11 protein-coding genes are annotated in these 20,236 nt (G+C 65.2%); 2 read left to right on the forward strand and 9 right to left on the reverse strand.

What is annotated here, in order from left to right:
- Positions 1–8: 8 nt before the first annotated feature.
- The 6 genes from treY to FNJ47_RS01925 are packed head-to-tail and all read right to left on the reverse strand — an operon-like array spanning position 9 to position 14,030.
- Positions 9–2,792 (reverse strand): malto-oligosyltrehalose synthase, encoded by a 2,784-nt coding sequence (treY, locus tag FNJ47_RS01900; RefSeq protein WP_163149976.1) that lies wholly within the window; start codon positions 2,790–2,792, stop codon positions 9–11.
- A 4-nt stretch (positions 2,793–2,796) separates the two neighbouring features.
- The gene (treZ, locus tag FNJ47_RS01905) at positions 2,797–4,548 is read right to left on the reverse strand and encodes a malto-oligosyltrehalose trehalohydrolase (RefSeq protein ID WP_163149979.1); all 1,752 of its coding nucleotides are present in this window, start codon (positions 4,546–4,548) and stop codon (positions 2,797–2,799) included.
- Complete coding sequence (glgX, locus tag FNJ47_RS01910; protein WP_163149982.1) at positions 4,545–6,617, reverse strand: glycogen debranching protein GlgX; 2,073 nt, start codon at positions 6,615–6,617, stop codon at positions 4,545–4,547. The genes treZ and glgX overlap by 4 nt, the downstream gene beginning before the upstream one ends.
- 3 nt (positions 6,618–6,620) lie before the next feature.
- The gene (gene glgB, locus FNJ47_RS01915) at positions 6,621–8,768 is read right to left on the reverse strand and encodes a 1,4-alpha-glucan branching protein GlgB (protein WP_163149985.1); all 2,148 of its coding nucleotides are present in this window, start codon (positions 8,766–8,768) and stop codon (positions 6,621–6,623) included.
- The gene (treS, locus tag FNJ47_RS01920) at positions 8,765–12,070 is read right to left on the reverse strand and encodes a maltose alpha-D-glucosyltransferase (RefSeq protein WP_163149988.1); all 3,306 of its coding nucleotides are present in this window, start codon (positions 12,068–12,070) and stop codon (positions 8,765–8,767) included. The genes glgB and treS overlap by 4 nt, the downstream gene beginning before the upstream one ends.
- A 10-nt stretch (positions 12,071–12,080) precedes the next feature.
- Complete coding sequence (locus FNJ47_RS01925) at positions 12,081–14,030, reverse strand: maltotransferase domain-containing protein (RefSeq protein WP_163149991.1); 1,950 nt, start codon at positions 14,028–14,030, stop codon at positions 12,081–12,083.
- A gap of 203 nt (positions 14,031–14,233) precedes the next feature.
- Here FNJ47_RS01925 and malQ point away from each other — a divergent pair, with 203 nt between their 5' ends.
- Positions 14,234–16,183, forward strand: coding sequence for a 4-alpha-glucanotransferase (malQ, locus tag FNJ47_RS01930; RefSeq protein ID WP_163149994.1), 1,950 nt, complete (start codon positions 14,234–14,236; stop codon positions 16,181–16,183).
- Positions 16,184–16,198: 15 nt separating this feature from the next.
- A complete protein-coding gene (locus FNJ47_RS01935) occupies positions 16,199–18,007 on the forward strand; it encodes a glycoside hydrolase family 15 protein (protein WP_163149997.1) in 1,809 nt (602 codons plus the stop codon).
- A 117-nt stretch (positions 18,008–18,124) separates the two neighbouring features.
- Here FNJ47_RS01935 and FNJ47_RS01940 read toward each other — a convergent pair whose 3' ends face one another.
- From FNJ47_RS01940 to pgl, 3 genes are all read right to left on the reverse strand, one after another.
- Positions 18,125–18,931 (reverse strand): HAD family hydrolase, encoded by an 807-nt coding sequence (locus FNJ47_RS01940; RefSeq protein ID WP_163149999.1) that lies wholly within the window; start codon positions 18,929–18,931, stop codon positions 18,125–18,127.
- Positions 18,928–19,416 (reverse strand): gluconokinase, encoded by a 489-nt coding sequence (locus FNJ47_RS50955; protein ID WP_430649343.1) that lies wholly within the window; start codon positions 19,414–19,416, stop codon positions 18,928–18,930. The genes FNJ47_RS01940 and FNJ47_RS50955 overlap by 4 nt, the downstream gene beginning before the upstream one ends.
- A 66-nt stretch (positions 19,417–19,482) precedes the next feature.
- Positions 19,483–20,235, reverse strand: a complete 753-nt coding sequence (gene pgl / locus FNJ47_RS50960; RefSeq protein WP_163150004.1) for a 6-phosphogluconolactonase — start codon at positions 20,233–20,235, stop codon at positions 19,483–19,485.
- Between the last annotated feature and the right edge of the window lies 1 nt (position 20,236).

Consider the following 20,236-nt stretch of genomic DNA (forward strand, 5'->3'; position numbering starts at 1 on the left):
GCGCGCTGTCAGCTGTGGGAGCGCGCGCGCTTTGAGGCTTGCCTCGCTGCTGCCGCAACCTTGGCCTTCAGCACAGCGACCGGCAGACTGGCGAACAGTGTCGAGAGCCGAATTTTGTTATCGCCGCTGGGGAGGGCGTATCCAACCAGGTCGAGCTCGCCTTCAAAGGCCTCAGGTGGCGGCCAGCTGCGACCGCCCTGCGTGAACGGCGTGAATGATTTCGTCACCGCGACGATGACTGCCTCGCGGCCATAGCGTCGTGCGAAGGCGATGACATGATCGTGGTGCGGCCCGCTGACGGTGAGCGGTTCGTAGCTGCCGCTGGCGAAGACCTCGCGTAGCTCGCTGCGCAGCCGCAGCAGATGTCGCGTCCATGCGAATTTGAGCCGGCCGTCGCGCCGGCTCTGTGCCAGCGCGTCCCAATCCGGCGTCTCCAGCGTTGCAAGCGCTTCCGCGCGCGCGGCAAAATCGACAGGACGGCGATTGTCGGGGTCGACCAGCGAGAGATCCCAGCTTTCGGTGCCTTGGTAAAAGTCCGGCACGCCCGGCATGGTTGCCTTCAGCGTGATCTGGCTGAGCGAATTCAATGCGCCGATCAGCGCGGTGCGCTCGGCTAGCGTATTCAGCGCATCGAGGAATTCGGGCGATGTATTGCGATCGAGGATCCGCTCAATGAAGGTTTTCACGCCGGCCTCGTAAGGCTCGTGCGGATTGAGCCAGCTGGTTTCCTGCTTGCCCTCGCGCGCCGCCTTCAGCGCATAGGCCTGGATGCGCGCGACCAGCGCTGGGTCATCCGGGTCCCAGACCCCGAGCAGGGCCTGATACAGCATGTATTCGAACGTCGCCGACGGTGCGCGCATCTCGCCGTCGAGCACCAGATGCGGCGCGTTCAGCACCTTCCAGCGCGCCACCGCGCTGGTCCATTCGCCCGGGATTTCCGCCAGCGCCATGATACGGGCGCGGGCATCCTCGCCGCGCTTGGTGTCGTGGGTCGCGGTCGAGGTCATGCCGTGCGGCCATTCGCGGGCGCGGGCCTGCATCATGGCGTGGAAATTCTCAGGCGCGATCGCACGCGCCGCCGGGTCGCCGCCGACCTCGTTCAGCGCCAGCAGGCGGTGATAGCGATAGAACGTCGTGTCCTCCAGCGATTTCGCCATCATCGGCCCGGTGAATTGCTGCACCTTCAGCGCGAAGCGCCGCACCCGCGGCCCGCTGTGCGGGGGGCGGCCGGGCTTCAGCAGGTCCATCGTCAGGGCATCGCGCAGGAAGTCGAAAATGCCTTCGTCCGCCGCGAACCAGTCGGTGCGAGCGCGCTCGGTGGTCTCGCTGATCAGCGCACGGTCATGCGCAGTCGGGCCGGAGCCGGTGAGATAGGTGCGATAGACCGGGAAGTGCAGCACATAAAGCTCGAGCGCCTGCCGCAGGCTGTCGGCGGAGAAGTCGCGGGTCGAATAATGCCCGCTGGCGATGCGCGCGACGAGCCGCGCCAGCACAGTGAATTCGCTGGTCAGCAGCGTCTCCAGCACGCGGCGTTTGGCCGCGCGCAGCACCGGCGTCAGGTTTGGCGACTGGTTGCTGATCTGGCGCCAGACCTCGTTGAGCGGATCAAGGCCGCTGCCGTCGACCAGCACCTGGCTGATCGTGTTCATCCATTCATAGCCGGTGGTGCCATGGACGCCGGCAAACTTCGTCAGCTTCTCGTCCTCGCCGAGGATCTTCTCGATCACCATGTAGAACGGCTTTGCCTTGGCGCCCTGCGCGGAGCGGATCAGGCGACGCAGCCGCTGGAAATACTGCGCGGGATCGCGCAGGCCGTCGATATGGTCGAGCCGCAGGCCTTGCAGCCGGTCCTCCGCGATCAGCCGCTTCACGAGGCTGTGGCTCGCTTCGAAGGTGGCGGCGTCCTCGACCCTGAGGCCGGCCAGCGTGTTGACGTCGAAAAAGCGGCGATAGTTGATGTCGCTGGAGGCAAGCCGCCAGTGGCCGAGCTTGTAGTGCTGGCGCTCCAGCAGGTGGTGTAGCGCCAGCGTCTGGGTCGGGCGATCCTCGCCGGCGCGATAGGCATCGAGCCCGCGCGCGATGATCGCGGTGCTATCATCGATCGCCTTGATCGCCGCCTTCAGCGTCGGGGCCTCGACGCGGTTCGGATGACGCAGCCCGCGGTATCGCGCGGCGAGTCCGAGTATGGCGCGTCCGGCTGCGCCGTCTTCGGCCGCGGCCTCGCGGACGATGGTCCGCAGCACCTCGCCATAGCGCTCCGGTGCGATCGGCAGACGGTGCTCGAAATACCAGGCCGAGAAGCTGCCTTCGTTCGCATCGTAGCGCAGTTCGATGTCGCCGCGCTCCAGCGCCTGGCCATAGGACGAGCCGAGGATCGGCAGCAGCACGCCGCCGCGGGCGCGATAGGGCAATTGGTCCCAATCGATGTCGAAGGAGACCGCGTGCGGCGACACCGGGCCCCATTCCAGCACGTCGAGCCACCACGGATTGTCGGCAAAGTGCACGCCGACATGGTTCGGCACGAAATCCAGGATCAGCCCGAGGTCGTTCTGCTTCAGCGCATCGCTGAGCCGCGCGAAGCCTTCTTCGCCGCCGAGCTCCGGATTGAACTTGGTGTGGTCGACGACGTCGTAGCCATGGGTCGAGCCTTGGCGCGCCTTCATGAACGGCGAGGCATAGACATGGCTGATGCCGAGCGCCTTCAGATACGGCGCCACGGCGGCGGCGGCATCGAAGTCGAAATCGGCGGTGAGTTGCAGTCGGTATGTCGCGATCGGGATCGCCGGAGGCATTGTGCTATCCGATGTGCCAGCGCACCGCCCAGCCGGGGAGGTCGTTCGACAACGCGCCGCCCCATATCGCAGTTCCCTTCGGCTCCCGTGTGCCGGTGATCTCTCGATCGGAGAGATTGGCCGTGAGCCACAGCGTGCGGCCGCCGCCCATCTGCCAATGCGCAGTCAAGAGATCGCCCGTCACGCGGTCGCCGCCGAAGCGCGCCCCTGGGAGGTGCGGCGTGATCTCGCGCCTGCGTATGGCAAGCAGGTCACGCACCAGCGCAAGCCGTGTGCGGGCGGGATCGTGGCCGAGTGCTGCCCAGTCGAGCACGGCCGACCGCACCGTCTCCTCGGCAAGCGGGTCGGGAATGTCGTCGCCATATTTGGCATAGGCCCAGGCAAATTCCCTGCGCCGGCCGGCGCGGACGGCGTTAGCGAGGTCGCCCTTGAAATCGCAGAAGAACGGGAACGGCGTCGTCGCGCCCCATTCCTCGCCCATGAACAGCATCGGCGTGTTAGGTGCGATCAACGTCACCGCCAGCGCGGCTTCGATCGCCGCAGGCTTTGCGAGGCTTTCGAGCCGATCGCCGAGCGGCCGGTTGCCGATCTGGTCGTGGTTCTGCAGGAAGTTGATGAAGCAGGTCGGTGACAGCGCGCCGCTCGGCTCGCCGCGCGCCTTGCCGCCCCAGAACTCCGAGACCTCACCTTGATAGATGTAGCCGGACGACAGCGCGCGTGCGAGGTCCTGCTTCGGCGAGCGGTAATCACCATAGTAGCCCTGCTTTTCGCCAGTCAGCAGCACATGCCAGGCGTGATGATAATCGTCGTTCCACTGGCCGCGGAATCTGCCGTCCGGCGGGTCCTCGGCGGCGTCAAGCAGGCTCGCAATGTTGTCGCCGTTCTCCAGCACGAGGTTGATCTGCCGGCCTGTCTCCATGGCGAGCTGGCCGGCGGCCCGGCTGAAGTCATGCAGGATGGAGATTTCGCCGGCTTCGACGATGGTGTTGACGGCATCGAAGCGCAGCCCATCGAAGCGGTAGTCGCGGAGCCAGCTCACGACGCTGCCGATCGCGAAGGCGCGCACCTCGGGTACGCGATAATCAATCGCGCTGCCCCATGGCGTATGCGCATCGCTGAAGAAGGTGGGCGCGTAGCGGCCGAGATAATTCCCCTCGGGCCCGAAATGGTTGTAGACCACGTCGAGCATCACCATCAGCCCGCGCAGATGCGCCTCGTCGATCAGGGTCTTGAGGTCTTCGGGCCTGCCATAGGCACTGTCGGGCGCGTACCACAGCACGCCGTCATAGCCCCAGTTGTGGCGCCCAGCGAAATCCGCCAGCGGCATCAGTTCGAGCGCGGTGATGCCGGCTGCGACGAGGTGATCGAGCTTGTCGATCATCGCGCGATAGGTGCCCTCCGGCGTGAAGGTGCCGACGTGAGCCTCGAGGACGACGGCCTCGTGCCAGCGGCGTCCGCGCCACTCGGTCGCGCGCCATTTGAAGGCTGTGTGATCGATCACCTCGCTCGGGCCGAACACGTCGTCCGGCTGGAATGCGGAGGCGGGATCGGGCACATCGACTTCGTCATCGATGCGGAATTTATAACGGGTGCTCGCCCGTGCGCCCGGAATCTCGGCAACGTACCAGCCCGCTGTATCGCGCGTGAGTGCATGCGGTTTGTCGAGCAGGAGGTCGACGCGCCTGGCTGCCGGCGCCCACAACCGGAAGCGCGCGCCGTCGGGTGTCAGCTCAGCGCCGAAATGCTGCCTGCTCATGCCGAGCCCGCAAATGCCAGCACTGAGCGCGGCGGTGCCGTGGTGTCGGTGCCGGATGCGAATTGGTCGCCGGTCTGCTCCGCCTTGGTGGTGTTCAGGACCTGCTGCCAGCTCTTGTATTCCGCCATCCTCGGTATCCTGAACACGATCTCCTGCGGCGCGGCATTCAGCACGATAAAGATCGGCGCCTGTCCTTGTTCCATCGGCCCCAGCACATAGGCGAGGAACCGGCTTTCGGGGAATTTCCAGTCGGACTCCTTCATCTCCTCCGCTGATGGAGTCAGCCACAGCACGCCATAGCTGCCGTCGGTGCGGCGGCCGTCGAGCCAGCTCTGGCAGCGGATCTGGCCGAAGCGCTGGCGCAGCGCGCTGAGGTGGCCGATGAAATCGATGGCGTCGTCGTCCGTGCCGAGATTGTCCCAGCCGATCCAGCCGGTCTCGTTGTCCTGGCAATAGGCGTTGTTGTTGCCTCCTTGCGTGTTGGCGACCTCGTCGCCCGCGAGGATCAGCGGTGTGCCCTGGGCGAGCAGCAGGCAGGCCAGCGCATTCTTCCTGAGTTGGCGACGCAGCGCGATGATCGCGGGATCGTCGGTCGGGCCTTCGTGGCCGCAATTGTTGCTGTGGTTGTCGTTGGAGCCGTCGCGATTGTCCTCGCCATTGGCCTCATTGTGCTTCTCGTTGTAGCTGAAGAGATCGGCGAGCGTGAAGCCGTCATGCACCGTGATGTGGTTGACGCTGGCCCGGGTCGCGCGATTGTCGTGGTGAAACAGATCCGACGAGGCGGTCATGCGGCCCGAGATGTCGCCGATCAGGCTGCCTTCGCCGCTCCAGTAGCGCCGCATCGCGCTGCGATAGCGGTCATTCCACTCCGACCATTGCGACGGAAACGCGCCGACCTGATAGCCGCCGAGACCGAGGTCCCAGGGTTCAGCGACCATCTTTGCGGTCGCCAGTACCGGGTCCTGGCGTATTGCGGTGAGGAAGGGATGGTTGCGATCGAACCCGTTCGGTCCGCGCGCCAAGGTGGTGGCGAGATCGAAGCGGAAGCCGTCGACATGGCAGACCTCGACCCAATAGCGCAGCGAATCCATCACCATCTGCAGCACGCGCGGATGGGTGAGATTGACCGAGCTGCCGCAGCCGGTGAAGTCGTCGTAGAAGCGCGGGTTCTCGCGGTTCAGCCAGTAATACGAGGCATTGTCGATGCCGCGGAAGCACAGCGTCGGGCCCATATGGTTGCCCTCGGCGGTGTGGTTGTAGACGACGTCGAGCAGCACCTCGATGCCGGCATCGTGCAGTCGCGCGACTGTTGTACGAAACGAGTCCAGCGCATTGTCCTGGGCGTAGCGTGCCTCGGGTGCGAAGAAGGCGATGGTGTTGTAACCCCAGTAATTCGAAAGCTTCTTCTCGACCAGGACACGGTCGTCGATCAGCCCATGGATCGGCAACAGCTCGATGGTGGTGACGCCAAGCCGCTTCAGGTGGTCGATCATCGCCGGCGACGACAGCCCGCCATAGGTGCCGCGCAGGTTCGGCGGCACATCCTCGCGCTTCTGCGTCAGGCCTTTGACGTGCGCCTCGTAGATGATGGTGTCTTCCCAGGGAATGTGCGGCCGGATCTCGCGGCGACCCCAGTTGAAGGTCTCGTCGACCACGACCGCCTTCGGCATGCCGCGGGCATTGTCGCGCCGGTCGAACGAGAGATCCTCGCGTGCGCTGCCGGTGCGGTAGGCGAAATGCGCATCGCTCCATACCAGCCGGCCGGCCAGCCGCTTGGCATAGGGGTCGAGCAGCAGCTTGTTGGCGTTGAAACGGTGGCCGCGCTCCGGCGCATAGGGCCCGTAGACGCGGTAGCCGTAAAGCTGGCCCGGCGAGACGTCGTTGAGGTAGCAGTGCCAGACGTCCTCGGTGCGCTCCGGCATCTCGATCCGCTCGAGCTCGCGGCGACCCTGGCCGTCGAACAGGCACAGCTCCACCTTCTCCGCGTTCGCCGAGAACAGCGCAAAATTGGTGCCCCTGCCGTCCCAGCTTGCACCGAGCCGTGCGGACGTTCCTCCAGTCAGTCGCATGAATCAGCTTTCCGGTACGAGGAAGATCGCTGCCAGCGGCGGAATGGTGAGGCTGAGCTCCGGCGTGGCGCCCTCGGAGGCGCGGACCTCGCCGACATTACCGACATTGGTGCCGCCGTAATGGGAGGAATCCGAGTTGAACACCTCGTGCCACTTGCCGGCGAACGGCACCCGGACGCGATAGTCACGATAGACGTTGGGCGAGAAATTCAGGACTACGAGGCAGCGGGCGCGCGCGTCATTGCCCTTGCGGATCCAGGCGAACACATTGTTGTTGGCGTCGTCGGTGATCACCCATTCGAATCCGGCCTGGTCGCAGTCGAGCTCGTGCAGCGCCGGCAGCGCGCGGTAGAGCCGATTGAGATCGCGGACCAGGTTCTGGATGCCGCTGTGCCTCGGCTGTTGCAGCAAATGCCAATCGATCGAATGGTCGTGATCCCACTCGCGCTCCTGGCCGAACTCGCAGCCCATGAACATCAGCTTCTTGCCGGGGTGGCCGAACATGAAGCTGTAATAGGCGCGCAGATTGGCAAAGCGCTGCCAGTCGTCGCCGGGCATGCGGCCGAGGATCGAGCGCTTGCCGTGCACGACCTCGTCGTGGGACAGCGGCAGGATGAAGTTCTCCGAGAAGGCGTAGTGCAGGCCGAACAGGATGTCGCCGTGATGGAATTTGCGGTGGATGGGATCCTTGCCGATATATTTCAGCGTGTCGTGCATCCAGCCCATATTCCACTTGTAGCCGAAGCCGAGCCCGCCATATTCGACCGGGCGCGACACCTGCGGCCACGCCGTGGACTCTTCCGCCGCCGTCGTCGCCTGCGGAAAATGTGCGAACAGCTCGGTGTTGAAGCGGCGCAGGAAATCGATCGCCTCGATATTCTCGCGGCCGCCATATTTGTTAGGGATCCAGCCACCGGCGGGACGACTGTAGTCGAGATAGAGCATCGAGGCGACGGCATCGACGCGCAGCCCATCGATGCCGTAGCGATCGAGCCAGAACAGCGCGTTCGACACCAGGAAGTTGGTGACCTCGGTGCGCCCGTAATTGTAGATCAGCGTGCCCCAGTCGAGGTGACGGCCCTGCAACGGATTGGCGTGCTCATAGAGCGCGGTGCCGTCGAAATTGCCGAGGCCATGAGGATCGTCGGGGAAATGCCCGGGGACCCAGTCGAGCAGCACGGCAACTCCTGCGCGGTGGCAGGCGTCGATCAGCGCGGCGAAATCGTCGGGCGAGCCGAACCGGCTGGTCGGCGCGAACATGCCGGTCGGCTGATAGCCCCAGGAGCCGTCGAATGGATGCTCGGTGATCGGCAAAAATTCGATATGGGTGAATCCCATGTCGCTGGCATAGGCCGGCAGTTGCTCCGCCATCTCGCGATAGGTCAGCCAATCATTGCGGCCCTTGCGGCGCCACGAACCGAGATGAACCTCGTAGATCGACATCGGCGAGCTCAGGGCGTTGACGCGATCCGGCGCCGGGCGCGGATGCGGGATCTTGCGCTCGTCGATCACGATCGAGGCGGTCTTCGGGCGCACCTCGGCGGCGAACGCCAGCGGATCGGACTTCAGCGGCTGATGCTGGCCGTTGCGCCCGATGATCTCGAACTTGTAGTGGTCGCCGACGCGTGCGCGCGGGATGAACAGCTCCCAATAGCCCGGCCCGCGCACCCGCATCGGATGGCGGCGGCCGTCCCAGAAATTGAAGTCGCCGACCACGCTGACCCGCCGCGCATTCGGCGCCAGCACCACGAAGCCGATGCCATCGACGCCGTCGAGCGTCATCGGATGGGCACCGAGCGTGTCGTAGAGGCGCTGATGCGTGCCCTCGCCAAGCAGATAGAGATCGAAATCGCTCAGGATCGGCGGAAAGCGGTAGGCATCCTCCAGCTCGACGACGTTGTCGCCGAAGCGGGCGCGGAGCTGATAGCGCGTCGAGCCGTTCGGCAGGGGACCCGCGAACAGGCCGGCATCGTGGATTCGCGCCAGCGGTGCCGTCTCGCCATGCTCGCCGATCGCCTCGACATTGGTGGCATCGGGCAGGAAGGCGCGCACGACGTTGCGATCCCCCTCGGCGTGGAGCCCGAGATAGTGGAAGGGGTCGGAGTGACGGCCCTCGATGATGGCATAGGCCTCGGCGGGCAGTTTGGTCATGCACCCTCATGTGGCTGTTGCGCCAAAATCCTTAACAGGCCGGTCAGCGGCACCCGTAGCCAATCCGGCCGGTTGGCCAGCTCATACTCGATCTCGTAGAAGGCTTTCTCAAGCAGGAAAAAGTTGAGCAGGCGGTCGGCCTCCCTGGCGTCTGCCGGCCACAGGCGCTGTCCGGCCATGGTCTCGCGATAGGCGGTCAAAAACACCTCCACGGCCTGGTCGCGCCATTCCGCGAGAGCCAGGCTCAGCCTGCCGCTCTCGTCGGGCGCGACCCTGAGCGCGCGTTCCAGCGCCGCGGTCGCGGCATAGTCGATCGAACGGATCAGGCCGGCGACATCGCGGGCCGCCGGCGCCTTGCGCCGCCGCTCGGCGATGGTGCGGCCGGGTCCGCCGTCGAAATCGATGATGAAAATGTCGTCCTTGGCGACCAGGAGCTGGCCGAGATGCAGGTCGCCGTGATGGCGGATGTTGAAGCCGTCGGTCTCGCGCGGCAGCAGCGCCTTGAGCCGTTCCGGCAGCATGTCGTGCTGGGCCTGCAACTGATCGGCCAGCAGCCGCTCGGGCTCCTTGAGGGAGCCGCGGCGTTGCTTCAGCGTGTCGAACACGCGCTCGGCACGCGCCATGATCTCATCGGTCCAGCGCTGCAGGTCCTCGGGCCTGGTCGGCTCGGGCGCGAAGTCCGGCAGGTCGCGATTGCTGGCGAGCGCCATGTGCAGCTCGGCGAGACGCTTGCCGCTATGCGACATGTGGCGCAGCCAGGTCGCATGATCGCCATTCTCCTCCGGACGTTCGCTCGCCGCCAGCAGGCGCTGTCGCTCGATGAGGCGGTCGAGATGCGAGGCTGCGACGGTCCAGAGGTCGCCCTGGTTGACCACCATCGCATGCAGCACGGCGACCGCGCTGCGCTTGTCGCCTTCGACCAACTCAGAGGTGCCGAGCAAGGCCGGCGTGTTCGGAAAGGCGACCACTTCGGTAAGGAAGCGGCCCATCTCGATCTCCGGATTGATGCCGACCTCGAGCTTCCGGTAGATCTTGGTGACATATTCGTTGTCGACCAGCGCGGTCGAATGCGGCTGATCGTTCTCGAACACACGGATGCGCTCGGGCTGCCGCACCGGCCGGTCCGAGAAGCGGCTGGTCGGCCGGAATTCGAGCTTCAAGCCCTGCTCGCCTTCATCGACCGTGAGGTTTTCCCGCAAGTTTCGCAGGAACAGGCCGGTGAAGATCTGGTCGGTAGCGACATCGAGCAGCGTGCCCTCGCGCGCGCCCTGGCGCACGGCGGCGAAAGCACGCGGATTGTAGCGTTCGCGATCGAAGCGCACCCACTCGATCTGCATCGGCAACACGTAGCGGCTGGTGGTGCCGCGCTGCGTGGTCTCGAAGACGATCAGCCAGGGCCTGTTGTCGCCGACGTCGCAGAACGGGATCGCCGACACCAGCGTCGGCTGGATCGCTTTGGCGGAATGCTCCGGATACCAGCGCGTACGAGCGAGATGGCCGGGCAGCACGTCGTGCTCGAACACGCCGCGCTCGCGCGCCAGCGAGGTCCAGGTCGAATTGAGCGGCACCACCAGCGTCTCGAATTCCGGCACGGCGCGCGGCGTCACCGGCTCGGACTTGTCGCGCTCCTGCAACTGGAACCAGTAGAAGCCGTAAGGGGCTAGCGTGATCATGTAGGGCAGCTCGCCGATCGCCGGGAAGCGCGTGCGCCCGAGCATCTCGAGCGGGATGCGGTCCTTGAAGGCGGAGAGGTCGAGCTCGGTAGCCTGCGCGGAGCGCGACAGATTGGCGACGCACAGGATCACCTCGCCCTGGTACTGGCGCACATAGGCGAGCACCGAGCGGTTCTCGGGGCGGATGAAGGTCATGGTGCCGCGCCCGAATGCGAGCGTCGACTTGCGCACCGCGATCAGCCGCTTGGTCGCCGACAGCAGCGAGGACAGGCTGCGCGACTGCGCCTCGACATTGACGGCCTCATAGCCGTAGACCGGGTCCATGATCATCGGCGCGTAGAGCCGCGCGGGATCGGCACGTGAGAAACCGCCATTGCGGTCCGGCGACCATTGCATCGGCGTCCGCACGCCGTTGCGGTCGCCGAGATAGATGTTGTCGCCCATGCCGATCTCGTCGCCGTAGTAGATGATCGGCGTGCCGGGGAACGACAGCAAGAGCGAGTTCATCAGCTCGATCTTGCGCCGGTCATTGTCCATCAGCGGCGCGAGGCGACGGCGGATGCCGACATTGATGCGGGCGCGCGGGTCGTTGGCATAGGTCGACCACAGATAGTCGCGCTCGACGTCGGTGACCATTTCCAGCGTCAGTTCGTCGTGATTGCGCAGGAACAGCGCCCACTGGCACGCCGACGGGATGTCGGGCGTTTGCCTGAGGATGTCGGTGATCGGAAAGCGGTCTTCCTGCGCGATCGCCATATAGATCCGCGGCATCAGCGGGAAGTGATAAGCCATGTGGCATTCGTCGCCATGGCCGAAATACTCCTGCACGTCCTCCGGCCATTGATTGGCTTCGGCCAACAGGATCTTGCCCTTGGCATAGGCGTCGAGTTCCTGGCGCAGCCGCTTGATGATGGCATGCGTCTCCGGCAGGTTTTCGTTGTTGGTGCCGTCGCGCTCGCACAGATAGGGAATGGCGTCGAGCCGGAAGCCGTCGACGCCGGTGTCGAGCCAGCGCTTCATCACCTGCACGATGGCGCGCACCACGCGCGGATTGTCGAAGTTCAGGTCCGGCTGGTGCGAGAAGAAGCGGTGCCAGTAGAACTGGCCGGCCTCCGGATCCCAGGTCCAGTTCGACTTCTCGGTATCGGTGAAGATGATCCTCGTATCGAGGTATTTCTGATCGGTGTCGCTCCAGACATACCAGCTGCGCGCGCTCGAATTCGGCGGGCTGCGGCGCGCGCGCTTGAACCAGGCATGCTGGTCCGAAGTGTGGTTGACGACGAGCTCGGTGATGACGCGCAGGCCGCGCTTCTTGGCTTCCTGGATGAAGCGCTTGAAGTCCTTCATCGTCCCGAAATCGGGATTGATGTCGCCATAGTCGCCGATGTCGTAGCCGTCGTCGCGGCCCGGCGAGGGATAGAACGGCAGCAGCCACAGCGCGGTGACGCCGAGCTCCTGCAGATAGCCGAGCTTCTCCGTCAGACCCGCGAAGTCGCCGATGCCGTCATTGTTGCTGTCGGCAAACGCCTTGACGTGCAGCTGGTAGATGATCGCGTCCTTGTACCAGAGCTGGTCTGAGGTCTCGGTTGCGACCTTCACCTCGGCATCGACGGAGGAGAATACGTTCATGAAAGCTCCTTCAGGCGATACAGCGCAGCAGCAACGCGGGATCGCGCGCAGGATCGAGATGCAGGCGGATGCCTCCCCATTCGAGCGCATGACGCTCGCCGGTGATAAGGTCTTCCAGTTCCGCGACAGGACGGCGGGCCTCGCCGCGGCCGACCATGACGTCGCCGAGCGGAAGCCAGACCTCACGCGGTTCTGATGACAATGCAATCGCAGCCACGATCACATTGCCCTGATCGGCGGCCTCCTTGACAAAGCCGATCACGCCGCCGTCATCGACATTGATAAAGCGCATATTGGCGAATTGTTGCAGGGCCGGATTGCCGCGCCGGATTCGGTTGAGGGCCGCGACATAGGGCTTGATGTTCCCCACCTGATCCCAGTCGCGAACCCTGATCTCGTATTTCTCGGAGTTGAGATATTCCTCGCGGCCGGGGACCGGCGTGTGCTCGAGCAATTCAAAGCCGCTATGGATACCGTAGCTGCTTGAAAGCGTCGCGGCCAGCGCGAGACGCGACTTGAACATCCAGGACTCGCCGCTTTGCAGGTGGAAGGGCAGGATGTCGGGTGTGTTGACGAAGAAATTCGGCCGAAAGAAGTCACGCTCGGGATACGAGGTCAACTCGCCGAGATACTGTTCGAGCTCGACGCGCTGGGTGCGCCAGGTGAAGTAAGTGTAGGACTGCGTGAAGCCGAGCTTGGCGAGACCCTTCATCAGTTTCGGCCGCGCGAAGGCTTCGGAAAGAAAGAGCACATCCGCATCGCGGTCCTGCACCTCGCGGATCAGCCATGCCCAGAATGCCAGCGGCTTGGTGTGCGGGTTGTCGACCCGGAAGATCTTGACGCCCTGTTCGACCCAGAACAGCACGACATCGCGCAGCGCGCGCCACAGCGCTGTGGCATCCTCGGATCCGAAATCCGGATTGACGACATCGTCCCAGTGCTGCGGCGGATGTTCGGCCGTGCGCATCGATCCGTCCGGACGCCGCTTGAACCAGTCCGGATGCTCGGTCAGCCAGGGATGATCGGGGGAGCATTGCACGGCGAAATCGAGCGCGACCTCGAGGCCGTGCGACTGGCATGCCGCAACGAAAGCGCGGAAGTCGTCCAACGCGCCGAGCTCGGGGTGTACGGCGTCGTGGCCGCCTTCGGCCGAACCGACCGCATAGGGGCTGCCGGGATCGCCCGGCTGCGCAATGGCGGCATTGTTGCGGCCCTTGCGGTGCGTCTGTCCGATCGGGTGGATTGGCGCCAGCAGCACGACGTCAAAGCCCATCGCGGCAATGTCGGGCAGCCGCGCGATGCAATCGCCGAAGGTCGCATGCACGCCCGGCGTCTTGCCCTGGCTGCGCGCAAACATCTGATACCATGCGCCGCTGCGCGCCCGCGGCCGGTCCGCGGTGAGCGGATAGAGCTGCGATCGCATCAGGTCGCGGCGGAACTGGCTGCCGGCCATCGCATCGCGCAATTCCGGTGCGAGCAGCGCGCCCGGCTCGCCGGTCTGCAGAAAGATCTCACACTGCCTGATGATGACGGCGGCTGCGGCAGGTCCCCCGGCCTGCGCCTGCGTCAGCATGCCCGCGCCTTCGACTGCATCCAGCGTGTGGTCACAGCCGTCGCGCTGCTTCTGCTCGAAGCGATGCCGCCAGCTGGCGAATTCGTCGGTCCAGGCCTCGATCGCGAAACTGTAGCGGCCCGGCCGGTCGGGCACGAAGCTGCCGCCCCAGCGGTCGTCGCTGTGCGGCGTCATCGGCGCGGTCTGCCACGCGTCGTCGCCGACGTGCCGCCACACCAATGCCGCTGATATCACGTCATGTCCGTCACGGTAGATGTCGGCCCACACCTCGACAGGTTCGCCCGCGATGCGCTTGATCGGAAAGCGGCCGCCATCGACCGACGGGTAGACATCGGTGATATGAAAAGTGCCATGGGCGCTCTCGACAGGCCGGAGGGTTTTGTTCACGGTGATGCCGCCATTGAAAATGCAAATGACGTCCCGACGCCGGGAAGGAGGCGCGCCAGACCCATATAGAAAGCCGCTCGCCGGACAATGGTTCCCGGCGGGAACGCTTGATAGGGTAGAGCGTTGAACATCAACTATCCCTTTCCCGTATCTGTACAATTTAGCAACGATCCCGATACCGTTGCGAGCAAGCAGCGTGCCGAATGGACCTTTACGCCAAAGCCCAGACCCTGGGAATCCAGACCGAGTATATCGATGGTAGCGGTCACCGCCGTGTGACAACCCCCGAGGCGCTGACGGCGATCCTCGCGGCGCTGCCGCCCCAGACGCCGCGGCGGATCGTCGCCGATCCCGTGGTCGTCAGAGGCAGCCATGGTGGGCAAACGCAGCTCGCCGAGACGGCCCGGCTTCCGGTGCAATGGAAGGTCACGAACGGCACCGCGGTGCTTGCGCAGGGCGCGGCGCATGAGCGGAATGTGACGTGGCCGTCCGGTCTGGCGGAAGGCGTGCACCGGTTGCAGCTATCGGATGCATCGGGCAGCGAGGAATTGCCGCTGCTGGTGGCGCCGGAAGGCGCGTTCGGCGGCGCGTTCGATCGCTGCTGGGTGATCGCGGTCCAGCTTTACGGCGTGCGCTCCGCGCGCAATTGGGGCATCGGTGATTTTACCGACCTGCAAGCGCTGCTCGAATTCGCCCATCAGCTCGGCGCAGATGGCATCGGGCTCAATCCGCTGCATGCGTTGTTCGACGACCGGCCGGGCGATTGCAGCCCGTATTCGCCGAACAGTCGGCTGTTCCTCAACGCGCTCTATGTCGACGTCGACCGGATTCCCGAATTCCGCACCGATTCCGAGACGCAAGCCGCGCTGGCGCAACTGCGCAGCCATGACATGGTCGACTATATCGGCGTCGCGGCGCTGAAATGGCCTGCGCTGCGCGCGGCCTTCGCCGCCTTCAAGGCCAATCCCGGCCCCGGCCGCCGGCAGGATTTCGAGGCCTATCGCAACGAGCAGGGCACGCTGCTGTCGCGCTTCGCCTGCTTCGAGACGATGCGGCACAAATTCAACAAGCCGTGGTGGGAGTGGCCGGACGAATGGCGGCAGCCCAACGACGCGGTCTGCGCCAAATTGCGCGAGGCGCGCGACAGCGCGGCCGAGGTCGAGTTTGTCGAGTTCGTGCAATGGACCGCGGACCGTCAGCTCGGTGCTTGCCAGGCGCTGGCGCACAAGCTCGGCATGCGGGTCGGGCTCTATCTCGATGTCGCCGTCGGCGTGCAGTCGGATGGTTTCGACGCCTGGAATGAGCAGGTCGCGATCTCGCGTCATCTCGGCGTCGGCGCGCCGCCGGACCCGCTCAACACCGCGGGCCAGGACTGGGGACTGGCCGGCTTCAACGCCGCCGGCCTCGAACAGCGCTTGTTCGAGCCGTTCCGGCAGATGCTGCGCGCCTCGATGCACCATGCCGGCGCGATCAGGCTCGACCATGCCTTCGGGCTGAAGCGGCTTTATCTTGTGCCGGGCGGTTTCGGCCCGGCCAACGGCGCCTATGTGCTGATGCCGTTCGAGGCGCTGCTGGCGGCGACCGCGCAGGAGAGTGTGGCGAGCCGCTGCGTCGTCATCGGCGAGGACCTCGGCACCGTGCCGCCGGGTTTCCGCGAGCAGATGAACGGCTGGGGTATCTGGTCCTATCTTGTGATGATGTTCGAGCAGGATGACCAGCGCGCCTTCCGCAACGCCGACCACTATCTGCCGAATGCGCTGGTCACCTTCAACACCCACGATCTCTCGACCTATGCCGGCTGGCGCTCGTTCAGCGACCTCAAGACCAAGCGCGCGCTCGGTATTGATCCCGGCGAGACCGACCAGGGGCGCTGGGACGCGCTGGGTCAGCTCGACGACGTGCTGCGCCGGCACGACATCCACCACAACGACTTCTATTCGGTGGTGAGCTTCATGGCACGGACCCGGTCGCGGATGATGGCGGTTTCGATGGAGGATCTGCTCGGCATCGTCGAGCAGCCGAATATCCCCGGTACCGTCTACGAGCATCCGAACTGGAAGCGGCGGCTGCCGGTCCCGCTCGAGCAACTCGCGTCGACGATCGACATCGACGCGCTCAAGCGCGCAACCCGTGAGCGGTCGCACGCAAGATAACGCGGAGCACGGTGTGTGGCTTCCCGGATCGAAGACTATGGACTGATCGGCGATTGCGAGACCGCAGCGCTGGTCGGCCGCGACGGCTCGATCGATTGGCTGTGCTGGCCGGCATTCGATTCCGATGCCTGCTTCGCGGCGCTGCTCGGCACCTCAAAGAATGGCCGCTGGCAGCTGGCGCCCGCCGAGGCGATCAAGCGGACCTCGCGCCGCTACCTGGACGATACGCTGATCCTGGAGACCCGGTTCGAGACCGAGGGAGGCGTGGTTGCGCTGATCGACTTCATGCCGCCGCGCGGAAACGCTTCCGATGTGGTCCGCCTCGTTCGCGGCATCAGCGGCCGCGTCAAGATGCACATGGAGCTGGTGATCCGGTTCGGCTTCGGCGTCGATGTGCCCTGGGTGAAGAAGAATCCGGACGGCGAGGGGCTGCTGGCGATCTGCGGGCAGGACATGACCGTGCTGCGCACACCGGTCGAAACATCAGGCAAGGATCTGACCACGATCGCCGATTTCGAGATCGGCGAGGGCGACACCGTGCCGTTCGTCCTGACCTACGGCGCGTCCTTTCAACCGGTGCCGGCGCCGATCGATCCCGAGGCGGCGCTGAAGGACACCGAGGACTACTGGAGGGAATGGTGCAGCCGCTCAACCTATGACGGCGGTGATCTGCGCGGCCTCGTGATGCGCTCGCTGATCACGCTGAAGGCGCTGACCTTCAGGCCGACCGGCGGCATTGTCGCGGCAGCCACTACGTCATTGCCGGAAAAGCTCGGCGGCGCGCGGAACTGGGACTACCGCTTCTGCTGGCTGCGCGACGCCACCTTCACGCTGCTGGCGCTGATGAATTCGGGCTATACCGAGGAAGCAGCGGCCTGGCACAACTGGCTGCTGCGGGCTGCCGCAGGCGCGCCGGCCAACATGCAGATCATGTACGGCATCCTGGGCCAGCGTCGCCTGCTGGAATGGGAAGCCGGCTGGCTGCCCGGCTATGAGGGCGCGACGCCGGTCCGCGTCGGCAACGCCGCGCATGCGCAGCTTCAGCTCGATGTCTACGGCGAGCTGATCGACGCCTTCCACCAGTCCCGCATGGCTATGCTCAAGCTCGACGAGGAGAACTGGTCGCTCGAATGCACCGTGGTCGGTCATCTCGCCGATGTCTGGGACCAGCCCGATCACGGCATCTGGGAGCGCCGCGGCACGCCCAAACACTACGTGTTCTCCAAGGTGATGTGCTGGGTCGCGTTCGACCGCGCCATCAAGAGCGCGGAGCGGTTCGGCTTCAAGGCGCCGCTGGTCAAATGGCGGGTGCTGCGCGAGGCCATCCATCGCGACGTCTGTCGGCGGGGCTTCGACCCTGATCTCAACAGCTTCGTCGAGAGCTATGGTTCAAAGCTGCTCGACGCCAGCCTGCTGCTGCTGCCGTCGGTCGGCTTCCTGCCGCCGACCGATCCGCGCATTCGCGGTACGATCGAGGCGGTCGACCGGCACATGATGCGTGGCGGGTTCGTGCTGCGTCACGATCCGCGCGACATATCCGATGAAATCCAGCCGATCGAGGGGGCGTTCCTGGCCTGCAGCCTGTGGCTCGCCGACGCCCATGTGCTGGCGGGAGAGGTCGACAAGGCGCAGACCATGTTCGACCGCGTGGTGGCGGTCGCCAACGATCTCGGGCTGCTGGCGGAGGAATTCGACTCCGTCGCCGGCCGGCAGACCGGCAATTTCCCGCAGGCGCTGACCCATATCGCGCTGATCAACACGGCGCACAATCTCAGTGCCGCGAGGGCCGACGCCGAGAAGCCCGTGGTGCAGCGGTCGACCTGATTTTCCGGATCGTGCCTTAAAGCATGATCCGGAAAAGTGCGAAGCGGTTTTCCGAAAAGGCGATACTCAAACAAGGAGCTAAAGCGCGATGACGATTCAACCCAATCTCATCGCGCTTTAGCGGCCCGTCGTCAGCACGACATCCATGGCGCGTGCGAAACCGTCGTTCTCGTTGGTCTCAGTGACATGCGTGGCGCGCGCCTTCACGTCATCGCTGGCGTTGCCCATCGCAAACGAGATTCCGCTACGCGCGAACATCGGCAGATCGTTCTGCATGTCGCCGATCGTGGCGACATTCTCGAGCGGCACGCCGAGGCGCTTGGCGATGCCCTCGACGAAGGTGCCCTTGTCGTGGCCGGGCGGAGTGACGTCGAGATAGTAGGTCTGTGAGCGGACCGCGGTCGCGTCACGGCCGACCATCTGCTGCATGTCGGCTTCGCAGCGTTGCAGCAGGGGCGCATCCGAGCTGGCGCCGACGATCTTGCAGGCCTGGTCGAGATAGGGCGCGAAGTCGTCGACGATGGTCGGGTCATGCTTGATCGCGCGCTTTTCGTGCGCGTTGTACTCGCCGTCTGGATTTCGGGTCAGCCAGCGGTCGTTGGTGAACAGCCAGATATCGATGCCGCGCTCGCGGAGTAGGTCGACGGCCCGCCTGGCCACGGCCGGGGGGATCACATGCTGCTCGATCGGCTTCAATTGCGGATCGACGATCGACGAGCCGTTGAAGGCGCCGATCGGCAGCGTGATCGCGAGCGGCGCGACCAGGAAGCCCATCCCGATGGTCGGCCGGCTGGAGACGATGGTGAAGCCGATGCCGGCCTCATGCAGCCTGCGTACCGCCGTCAGGGCGCCGTCGGTCAAGGTCTTGTCCTTGGTGAGCAGCGTACCGTCGACATCGGAGACGACAAGGGCGATGCGGGTCATGAGCGGTCCAGCTTCAATTGAGTGACGATGTCTTCGATGATGGTGTCGACCGATCGGTCGATCGCGACCGTAATCGGGCGCTCGTCCGGCGTCGGCGGCTCCAGCGTCCTGAACTGGCTGGCGAGCAGGCCCGGTGGCATGAAATGGTCCTTGCGCGCGGCCAGCCGCCCGGCGATCAGCTCCTGCGTGCCGTCGAGGAAGACGATCCGGATATCCTCGCGGCCATGCACCAGGATGTCGCGATAGCTGCGCTTCAGCGCGGAGCAGGCGATGACGGCGCGCTCGCGGACGCCGCAGGTGCGGTCGATCTCATGGGCGATCGCGCGCAGCCAGGGCCAGCGATCCTCGTCGGTGAGCGGCTGGCCGGAATGCATCTTCGCGACATTGCTCGGCGGATGAAAGCTGTCGCCGTCCTCGAAGCGCCAGCCGATCCGGATTGCAAGGCGGTCGGCGATGGTGCTCTTGCCCGATCCGGAGACGCCCATCACGACCAGTGCGCAGGGGTTTTGCCTGTCACCCAAGGAAGTCACCCAAGAAACTCATCGAGAAAATCACCCAAGGAAGCCCTCCGGCAGCGCGGCCTGGTCGATCAGCCAGACGGTTTCGCCCAGCGATCGCGCGCGGTTTGCCGGCAGGTTCTCGCCTGCGAACAGGCGCGTCAAGATCGCGCGCTTGTTTTCGCCCGCGACCTCGAACAGCATCTCGCGGCAAGAGGCGAGCGCGGGCAGGGTCAGCGACACCCGCGGCACGAACGGCTCGACATTGGCCTTGGGCACCCCGACCACCCAGCGCGCGGTTTCCTCGACCGCGGGATATCCGGGAAACAACGAGGCGGTGTGGCCGTCGGGCCCGATGCCCATCAGCACCAGGTCGAACAGCGGCCGCTTCGGATCGAGCTGCTCGGCGCCGTAAAACGCCATCAGCTCGTTCTCGTACAGTGCCGCGCTGACGTCGGGATCCCTGAGGTCGGCGGTGTCGGTCGCGATCGGGTGCACATTCGCAGCCGGCGCGCAGCGGTCGAGGAAGGCTTGCCGCGCCATGCTCATGTTGTGCAGCTTGTCCTTGCGCGGCACCAGCCGCTCGTCGCCGATGAACCAGTCGATCCGGTCCCACGGAATCCTCGCGCGATAGTCCGGTGTCGCCAGCAGCTGGTAGAGCGCCTTGGGGCTGGAGCCGCCGGTGAGGCAGATCGCGATCCGGCCGGAGTTTTCGTCGATCCTTGCGATCACCCGCTCGGCGGCCGTCTTCGCCAGTGCCGCCGGATCGGCGACCGTGATGATCTTGCGCTCGCTGCCGGCGGCCATG

Origin of the sequence: Bradyrhizobium uaiense (assembly GCF_010811875.1) — a bacterium.
In the GTDB taxonomy this organism is placed as follows: Bacteria; Pseudomonadota; Alphaproteobacteria; order Rhizobiales; family Xanthobacteraceae; genus Bradyrhizobium; species Bradyrhizobium uaiense.